Origin of the sequence: Vibrio sp. 10N.261.54.A5 (genome assembly GCF_041471145.1) — a bacterium.
Lineage (GTDB): Bacteria > Pseudomonadota > Gammaproteobacteria > Enterobacterales > Vibrionaceae > Vibrio > Vibrio crassostreae_C.
In genome coordinates this window covers 62841-70423 of the sequence record NZ_JBFRNU010000016.1, presented here as the reverse complement: position 1 = coordinate 70423, position 7583 = coordinate 62841, and the positions used below count along the sequence as shown (strand labels likewise).

Sequence of the window (7583 nt, the reverse complement as noted above, 5' to 3'; positions counted from 1 at the left end):
CAAATATAAAATATTTTCGTATTATGATTAAAAACTAGACTTGCATCCCAAAATTAATGAAATGTTGCGAACATGTAAATTAACGCAAAGCTCTGATATTAATAAGGTTTATTTAATTTTACTTTTATCAACAAGCAGATAAGCCTTTGTTAATACGAGATAAATCTATATCTCTCAGCTTGTTTCAAGAATAATGCAATGTTGGAATTTGAAATGATTGATCACGAGAATAATAACAAAACTATTATTAGAAATTAATAAATGGTTACTAATGATTCTATATGAGCCTCAATATAATTAACGTTCTAAATGGGGACGATGAGCATTATGAATAGACAAAAAAGCCCACTCAATCTATGAGTGGGCTTAAGTAAATAGCATTAATAAATTGAGCTTGGGATCTTACTTCGTAAATATTTCATTTGTATTTACATCAAGATAAATTTTGTTTTCAAGGGACAACCCACCACAATAAATAAAATAGACATCTCGATTGCTGTACTTAACAGATTTCACCCATCCGCCTAATTCTTCAAAATCACTTGGGGCACACTCCCCCTCAGAGATCAGTTTAGCCACCGAATTACGGAATTTTTCTTGATGGATCTTGAGGTCATCAGACTTAACCAAATAGGAATCCAATATCTCTTTGCTTTCTTTTTCCGAAATAATGACTTCATCATTCGATAAGCCTGACATAGAGACCCATTCCGCCGTCTGTGGGCCGCCTTCTTTAAGGACTATATAGTCTGAGATACGTGCCCATTCGCCTTGTTTCTCGAGTACCACCACCTTTTCCCCTTTATAGAGGTAATCTGTTATCAAGCCATCAATTTCAGGTTGCTCGACCACTTCAAGCTTTCTCTCCAAAACGTAAAATTCCGTCTGCTCGGGTTCAGGCTGAAGATCCATGATGGGTACAAGCTCAGATTCAGATTGCTCGGTAGCTTCTAACGCCGGCTCTTCCGTTTTCTCTTGTGGGATTGGGTCTTTATTCATGACCAAGAAGTAGTATGCCGCTCCTCCCCCTCCGCCCAATATCAACAACACAAGTAAAGCGATCAGCGCTTTTTTCATCAAATCCACCAGCTCTTCCGTTATAGGTATGTCTCAAGTGTACATCAACTCATGCTGCTGCTCATCTATACTCTCAATAGAGCGCACGGTAAGTAGAGGAAAGTCATGAGTTTTTGGGGGAAAGTTATCATTGTAAGCGCAACTTTTAGTGCCAATGTCGCTCTAGCGAATCATTGTGACCGTGAAAACTGGCAAACACTGTTGGATCGTCAGCTCTCTTTTGAAGGTCGCTATAATCAGTACACCAAAGAGTTCAACCAAGTTCTTTCAACCTATGAGTCACAGACATTGTTATCTAAACACTTTAATGAAAAGCAGATCATTGAGCTTTGGGCAAAGTACGAAGAAAGGTTTAATGTGCAGCTCAATAGTCATATGAATACCGCGTATGACGTCTCCGAGGTTTTGCTACAACAGGCGTATGTTGTGTCTAGTGAACTTGAAGGCGCTGACTCTCTAGCGTATTCATGGCAAGCCGTCGCCAAACACTGCACCAAAGCAAGACTCCCGCGCCAGGCAGAAAGCGCAAAGGTGCACGTACAAAGCTCACAATCACTCTCCCGAGATCTCCATACACTCAGTGAAAAATTCCGTCAGCTGTCTTCAAAATACCGCAGAGAAGCGACGATGATTGATGAAGCGCGCCACATAAACCAACCAGCAAACGATGCATCAAACTGAAATCACCATTAGATTCTCTCACTCGTTCGACTGGACTTTTCCGATAAATATGCTCAATCCCATTCATAATATTCTAAGAACTCGTTAATCAAAGCTTTATCAATAGGTTGTGAAAGTAATGTGCTATCTATCAACAATGAAGTTCAATTTCCGACCAATGCAAGCGAGTATGTGAGATGTTCATCACAAAATAGATTTACAAACGCCAGAAAATTGTTATCATGAATCTTCATATAACTTAATAACAAGAAACATTTTGGCTAGGTAATATGCAAAAGACTATGGCTTTCAACTGCTTGAGTAACACGGAATGGACTGCAGAGATAAGAGGTAAACTTTTATCTGTAGCTAAACACATGGAAGAGTTCGGTTCAGTAAGTGAGCTAGAGCTATGTAAGATATTTGGAGAGACAATTTGGAATGACGGCGTGGATTATCATTCACATGCTTTTTCATTCAGAATTAATGCACAAACTGGGGATTGTTCAATCTCTAACTTTAAGTATCACTAAGTTTTGCACCTATCATATACGGAGTACCTTTCACGAGGTGCTCCGTTTTTTATTGCCTGAAGCCTGACACTTAATGGATGATTTTTGATATTGACCGCGCTTCTACTTCAGGAGTAAACCATTTCGTTTTCAGCTCATTCTGCCTTCGTGTTACTGCTCAGAGTTTGGCTTAATCGGTATAAATTGGCAGTGGTGCATTGCCTTTTACTTGTCTTATCGCAAGGTGGGTATGAATATCTTTGACGTTAGAGAGCCTTTGAAGTTTTCTTGTAAATGCCTCGTAGGCCATCAAGTTCGGGCTAACCACTTCTAGCAAATAGTCATAAGCCCCAGATACAACGTGGCAACTGATCACCTCTTCCATCTCTACAACAGCCGCCTCAAACTTATCTATCGACACTTCTTGGTGGTTGTTTAGGCTCACCTCAACAAACACACTCATTGCGATGCCGACTTGTTCTCGTGACAAGCTCACACGATAACCGTCAATAATGCCCTTTTCTTCTAGCCTTTTGACTCGTCTTGCACAAGGCGAAGGTGATAAACCCACTTCATCAGCAAGTTCAGCCGTGGTTAACCTGCCATCTTTTTGTAGCAGTTCGAGAAGATGCCTATCAATTCTATCCATAGTAAATGCCAAACATTAGTTAAATCCGTTAATTATTTGGTGAATATTAGCAGAAATCATCAACGATAGTTCAAGTTTAGCCAAAACTTGCCAACCTGTGGCACACCAACTGTTCCATAATGAGTCATCACCCACTCTCCTTCTATATTATGAATCTTGGCTACTTATCTATTACTGTCACCCTACTCATTTGGGCGAGCTTTTTTCTTTCTCTTAAAGGCGGCGCAAATTCAGATTTAACACCTGCCGATATCGCTCTCACAAGATTTCTCATACCGGCTTTGGTGTTATTGCCTTTGATGTGGAAAGCACGCAGCGCAATTGCCGTCGTCCCTAAACGGTATCTAACGGGTATGTTCGTAGGTAGCGGATTACCTTATCTGCTTGTTGCCGGAACGGCCATGCAGTTTGTTCCGGTATCTCATGGCAGTGCTCTTGTTCCGGGCACGCTTCCTCTGTTCGTTACAGGAATTGCGGTACTCTTTTTTAAGCAGCCACTCAGCCGACATCGTGTTGTTGGTTTAGGTTTGGTTTTGCTCGGCATACTGTTGTTTTTAGGGAGTAGCTTAAGCAGCTTCAACTTCGAATACACCAAAGGTCATTTGTTGTTTTTATGCGGAAGCTTAATGTGGGCGATGTTCACCATCTCAGCCCGTGTCGCTAATCTTAATGCGTTAGTCAGTGCCGGTTTTATTTCTCTCTGTTCTTCTTTGCTTTTACTCGTCCTAATCCTGACTGGAACCCTCCCAAGCCACCTAATGGACACACCAATCGCTAATTGGCCCTTCACGGAGCTTGCCGTTCATTCAACAGTGCAAGGCGTTGGGGCGGGTTTAATCGCTGCGTTCACTTACCTTTATGCGGTTAATACCTTAGGGGCTGAACGCTCTGCCGCTTTTGGCAGTGCAACACCCGCAGTGGCGACCTTGTTGGCGATCCCACTATTCAACGAGATTCCTGATGCGATGACTTGGCTCGCCCTTGGTTCTATTTGCATCGGCAGTTTGGTCGCGAGCAACATATTCATGAGAAACGACCAGTCGATGCAGTACCAACCGCCAAGCCATAGCAAAGCCTGATACTGCGTTCACACCTAAATACAGTTCCCCTAAGCATCGATTTTAGGGCTTGTAGTACACAGATAAGCCTGCCAACGCAGGCTTATCTAAAATCTGCTTTTTCTAAACTCGCTTCTCCATTAAACTGTCCGACCTTTTTGCAGATCCAAGAGAACACCATGCAACGCGACTACACCTTAAATTGCTTAATCACCATGCCTCGCCATGAACTAGAAGAATTTAGTTTAAGAATGATTCATCGCCTTGTACCTGAAGATGCAATGACGGAATTGTTTACGTTCGAGCAAGAAGAAGTCACCAGCGAAGAACGCATGCAATCAGCGAAATTTGACGCAATGCTTCGAATGACAGCTATCGCGCTTGGTGAAGTAAACCTAGCCTTCTCAGAGTCGGATAACTCGCAACAGAACATCGAGCGAATGACTCGCCTACTGCTTTGGCACTTCTACTCAATTTCTTTCAACCTTGAAGAAGCAATCGCAATCGAAGTGCACTGTGAGAAAGTAGAAAAGATCTTAAAGAACGCACCTAAAGATGCGTTTGGCTGGGTTAAAGAATTAACTGAGCTGCTTCACTTCTACGCGAAAGTGAACGAAGGTAACGAAGACAGAAAAGACGCTTAACGTTACTTCTACGTAAGTACACATCAAGCTAAATCGAAGGCAGATAGAGCTATACCGAAGGCAAGTAAAAGCTTTGCTGAAAGGAGTTCTCTGCCTTTGTTGTTTCTAGCACACTGTGATGCAACATCAGTATCGACTGCGCGATCTTGGTTCCTATTCCCAAAGAACCATTCGGCGCTTCCAGTTCAACCTCATTATGAATCACCACCTTCACCCGTTTGGAATCCGCTTCAAAACCAACATCTAACGACACCACAGTGCCACTTGGGCTATGCCTCAATGCATTATCTAACAGATTCAAAATCAACCTCTCAAGCAGATCACTGTCACCCACAGCCTTGATTCCAATAGGCATATTAATGTTCAACTCAACATTTTTATGGCGATATTGGCTTTGTATCGTTTCTAAGCATTCGCTCATCAGCCCATTGAAATCGATTGAAGCGTATTGATATGTGGGTACCGGGTTATCATTCTTGGCGCTATCTAACAGCGAATGGAGCTGTTCAGATAACTTGTTGCCATTGCGATATGCCACATCTATGAGTGGATCCGAATGTGGGTTTTGAATCCTCCACGTTTCTAGATACCCCAATACACTCGACAATGGCGTTTTCAAATCATGACTGAGCTGTAATAAGCTTTGTCTTCGATGTGACGACTGATATTCAAGTTGCAAAAATTGCTGTTGAATGTGCTTCGCCATCAACTGATACGAGCGTGCAATCGGCACCAATTCTGGTACTTGATGAATGAAGTTCGGGTCCAATCGAAAATCTTGCTCTGCTTGTTGTTGCAGCTTGTTGGTTACTGCTTCTATTGGGTTTAACAGGCTACGTTTAACCAATAGATAAGCCCCAACTGCAAAACCCAAGATAGAGATCAGCATGAGCCCCGCGAGCGCAATGTATGGCGTGTCGACCTGCGAATTGGCAATCACGGTGTGACGATTACTGCCAATCAAAACGTACAGATACCCGACGGTCGAACCTAGCTCTTCAATCGCTGCTACGGAAAACACCTTACGAGCCCCGGGATTGATCGGATCTTCCCCCAGAATGGGATAAGGCTCGTCGTTTAAAAACTGTTGAATGGGTGCTAAGTCTATCTGGTTCGCTAACACAGTGCCTTCTGGCGCAGCATGAGTCGTAATCTTGCCCTGACTATCGAGGAAATAGATATCGAAATCTGGCCCTATCAACATCAAGGTGTGGAAAATTGATTTGAGTGCTTTCGGGTTGTAGTCGGTGCCAATCATCAAAGGATTATCATCGCGCATGTGAACCGCGAGCTCTTTATGTAAGCTTTGTTTAGTTCTTTGTTCTATGGTCTCTTTTTGCCAATTATAGGTGTAAGCAATCACCACACTCACGAGCAGAAACCACAAACTGGTGAACAACACTAAACGCGATTTGAAACTCATGTTCTCTCCTCGATGGCTCTTAGGTCTTACTGGCCTTTTAGTAAACTTCGGACGCGACACATAGGGCTAAGCTTTCGACTCAAACTTATAGCCAACACCCCAAACGGTTTTAATGAAATCATCATCACTATTCGGCATCGCAAGCTTGGGTCTTAGACGGTTGACGGTGCTACACACGGTATGGTGATAGCCAGAGTGATGAGTATTCCAAACATGATCGAGCAGCTCGTCTTTGCTATACACACGTCCCGGACGGGTTGCTAAGAAATGAAGTAAGGTAAACTCGGTAGCAGTCAGCGGTACGTCTTGGTTATTGAGTGACACCTGATGGCGTTCAGGTTGAATAGTAAGCACACCAAAATTCATAATCGATTCTGCTGTCACAACCTCTTGAGTCGCTGATTCGACATGGCTTAAACGGCGAAGCACGTTCCTCACTCTTGCTTGAAACTCGAGAACGCTGAAAGGTTTCGTTATGTAGTCATCAACACCGGCTTCTAAGCCTGACACCTTATCTAACTCAGCGTCTCTTGCGGTTAGCATGAGTACTGGCGTCCAATCCTCTTGCTGACGCAACATTCGACAGAAATCGAGTCCGTCACCGTCTGGTAAGCCACGATCCAGTACGATCAAATCGAAATGACCCTCTTTATAGAGCGCCTGAGCCTTTTCAATCACATTAGCTCTGATTACGTTATGCCCTTGGAACTTAAGATGCATCTGCACCAGTTCAGCCAAGTCATCATCGTCTTCAACCAACAATATGTTTGCCATCAAATTTACCGCAGCACTATTCATGATCCCTGCTCTATTCTGAGTCCGCCCACCTTTCAATTGACCGGAACAGAGCAGGAATTCTTTCATCGTGCTTTCAACCTGTTACTGAGTTCGAGTAATGGTGATTCTTGCACCGGGGTTAAGGAAACGATGATTTGCACTTAAAGTAGAAGTCGTAAGGCCATCATCTTGGCTGATTACGCCAGAGTGAAAACTCACTATATCGGTGTCGTCTCGTGTGGTATTAAAACCTTCACCACCGCCTGCTGGTCCCGGAATGGTTGCAGCAAGCTCATCGTTCAGCTCAGTTCCCGAATCCCAAACATTCATGTTCATGGTAAAGGTATCACCCACCGCTAATGACTTGAGCGATAATCCGGATTCGCCGACAAACGCATCATTGGTGTTCACCAACATGGAAGCAACTGAGATATACCCTTCTTGATTTGGGTCGACACGAATCGACACCGTGTCTTGCTCACCTGAAAGAATCAGTCCATTGCCTGAGATGCCTTGATAAACATTGGCGTCACTGTCACTGAGCGCAAGCAATTGTGCATTACTACCCCCTTCCGCCAAGTATTCCAGATCGACAGAGGCACTTTGCCCAACTTCGAACAGATCAAAATTCGTATTGTGAGTCAACACCGCGAGTGGTGACATTGGTTGATTGGGGGTGAGGTTAGTAACACTCACATCATAGCGATAGTAATCGTCGTCATCGTCCGGACAACCCGCTAACACAGCTACTGATGCAGCGACAAATAGAATTCTAGCTTTCAT

Annotated in this window: 9 protein-coding genes; 4 read left to right on the top strand and 5 right to left on the bottom strand. The window is 43.5% G+C overall.

Annotated elements, in window-relative coordinates:
- Nucleotides 1-402: 402 nt before the first annotated feature.
- Nucleotides 403-1086, bottom strand: a complete 684-nt coding sequence (locus AB4329_RS04360) for an SH3 domain-containing protein (protein WP_017064492.1) — start codon at nt 1084-1086, stop codon at nt 403-405.
- A 96-nt stretch (nt 1087-1182) separates the two neighbouring features.
- Here AB4329_RS04360 and AB4329_RS04355 point away from each other — a divergent pair, with 96 nt between their 5' ends.
- Nucleotides 1183-1758, top strand: a complete 576-nt coding sequence (locus AB4329_RS04355) for a hypothetical protein (protein WP_136979883.1) — start codon at nt 1183-1185, stop codon at nt 1756-1758.
- 269 nt (nt 1759-2027) lie between these two features.
- Nucleotides 2028-2270: a hypothetical protein gene (locus AB4329_RS04350; protein WP_017062621.1), complete on the top strand. Its 243-nt coding sequence runs from the start codon at nt 2028-2030 to the stop codon at nt 2268-2270.
- 169 nt (nt 2271-2439) lie between these two features.
- Here the strand turns inward: AB4329_RS04350 and AB4329_RS04345 are convergent, their stop codons facing one another.
- Nucleotides 2440-2898 carry an Lrp/AsnC family transcriptional regulator gene (locus AB4329_RS04345; RefSeq protein WP_017062622.1) on the bottom strand — a complete coding sequence of 153 codons (459 nt, stop codon included), beginning with the start codon at nt 2896-2898 and terminating at the stop codon, nt 2440-2442.
- Nucleotides 2899-3047: 149 nt separating this feature from the next.
- Between AB4329_RS04345 and AB4329_RS04340 the strand changes: the two genes are divergently transcribed.
- Both AB4329_RS04340 and AB4329_RS04335 read left to right on the top strand, forming a co-directional pair.
- On the top strand, nt 3048-3977 hold the full coding sequence (locus AB4329_RS04340) for a DMT family transporter (RefSeq protein WP_372137711.1): 930 nt from the start codon (nt 3048-3050) through the stop codon (nt 3975-3977).
- 158 nt (nt 3978-4135) lie between these two features.
- Entirely contained in the window at nt 4136-4600 is a 465-nt protein-coding gene (locus AB4329_RS04335) for a hypothetical protein (protein WP_017064489.1), read from the top strand.
- A 49-nt stretch (nt 4601-4649) separates the two neighbouring features.
- Here AB4329_RS04335 and AB4329_RS04330 read toward each other — a convergent pair whose 3' ends face one another.
- The 3 genes from AB4329_RS04330 to AB4329_RS04320 all read right to left on the bottom strand — a co-directional run bounded on the left by AB4329_RS04330 (nt 4650) and on the right by AB4329_RS04320 (nt 7583).
- Entirely contained in the window at nt 4650-6023 is a 1374-nt protein-coding gene (locus tag AB4329_RS04330; RefSeq protein ID WP_372137707.1) for a sensor histidine kinase, read from the bottom strand.
- 66 nt (nt 6024-6089) lie between these two features.
- Nucleotides 6090-6821 carry a response regulator transcription factor gene (locus AB4329_RS04325; protein WP_372137705.1) on the bottom strand — a complete coding sequence of 244 codons (732 nt, stop codon included), beginning with the start codon at nt 6819-6821 and terminating at the stop codon, nt 6090-6092.
- An 81-nt stretch (nt 6822-6902) separates the two neighbouring features.
- Complete coding sequence (locus AB4329_RS04320) at nt 6903-7583, bottom strand: spondin domain-containing protein (RefSeq protein ID WP_372137703.1); 681 nt, start codon at nt 7581-7583, stop codon at nt 6903-6905.

Excerpts from the sequence above, each read along its gene's own strand:
- AB4329_RS04355 (WP_136979883.1), top strand. The coding sequence starts at position 1,183 with ATGAGTTTTTGGGGGAAAGTTATCATTGTAAGCGCAACTTTTAGTGCC.
- AB4329_RS04350 (WP_017062621.1), top strand. The coding sequence starts at position 2,028 with ATGCAAAAGACTATGGCTTTCAACTGCTTGAGTAACACGGAATGGACT.
- AB4329_RS04345 (WP_017062622.1), bottom strand. The coding sequence starts at position 2,898 with ATGGATAGAATTGATAGGCATCTTCTCGAACTGCTACAAAAAGATGGC.
- AB4329_RS04340 (WP_372137711.1), top strand. The coding sequence starts at position 3,048 with ATGAATCTTGGCTACTTATCTATTACTGTCACCCTACTCATTTGGGCG.
- AB4329_RS04335 (WP_017064489.1), top strand. The coding sequence starts at position 4,136 with ATGCAACGCGACTACACCTTAAATTGCTTAATCACCATGCCTCGCCAT.
- AB4329_RS04330 (WP_372137707.1), bottom strand. The coding sequence starts at position 6,023 with ATGAGTTTCAAATCGCGTTTAGTGTTGTTCACCAGTTTGTGGTTTCTG.
- AB4329_RS04325 (WP_372137705.1), bottom strand. The coding sequence starts at position 6,821 with ATGAATAGTGCTGCGGTAAATTTGATGGCAAACATATTGTTGGTTGAA.
- AB4329_RS04320 (WP_372137703.1), bottom strand. The coding sequence starts at position 7,583 with ATGAAAGCTAGAATTCTATTTGTCGCTGCATCAGTAGCTGTGTTAGCG.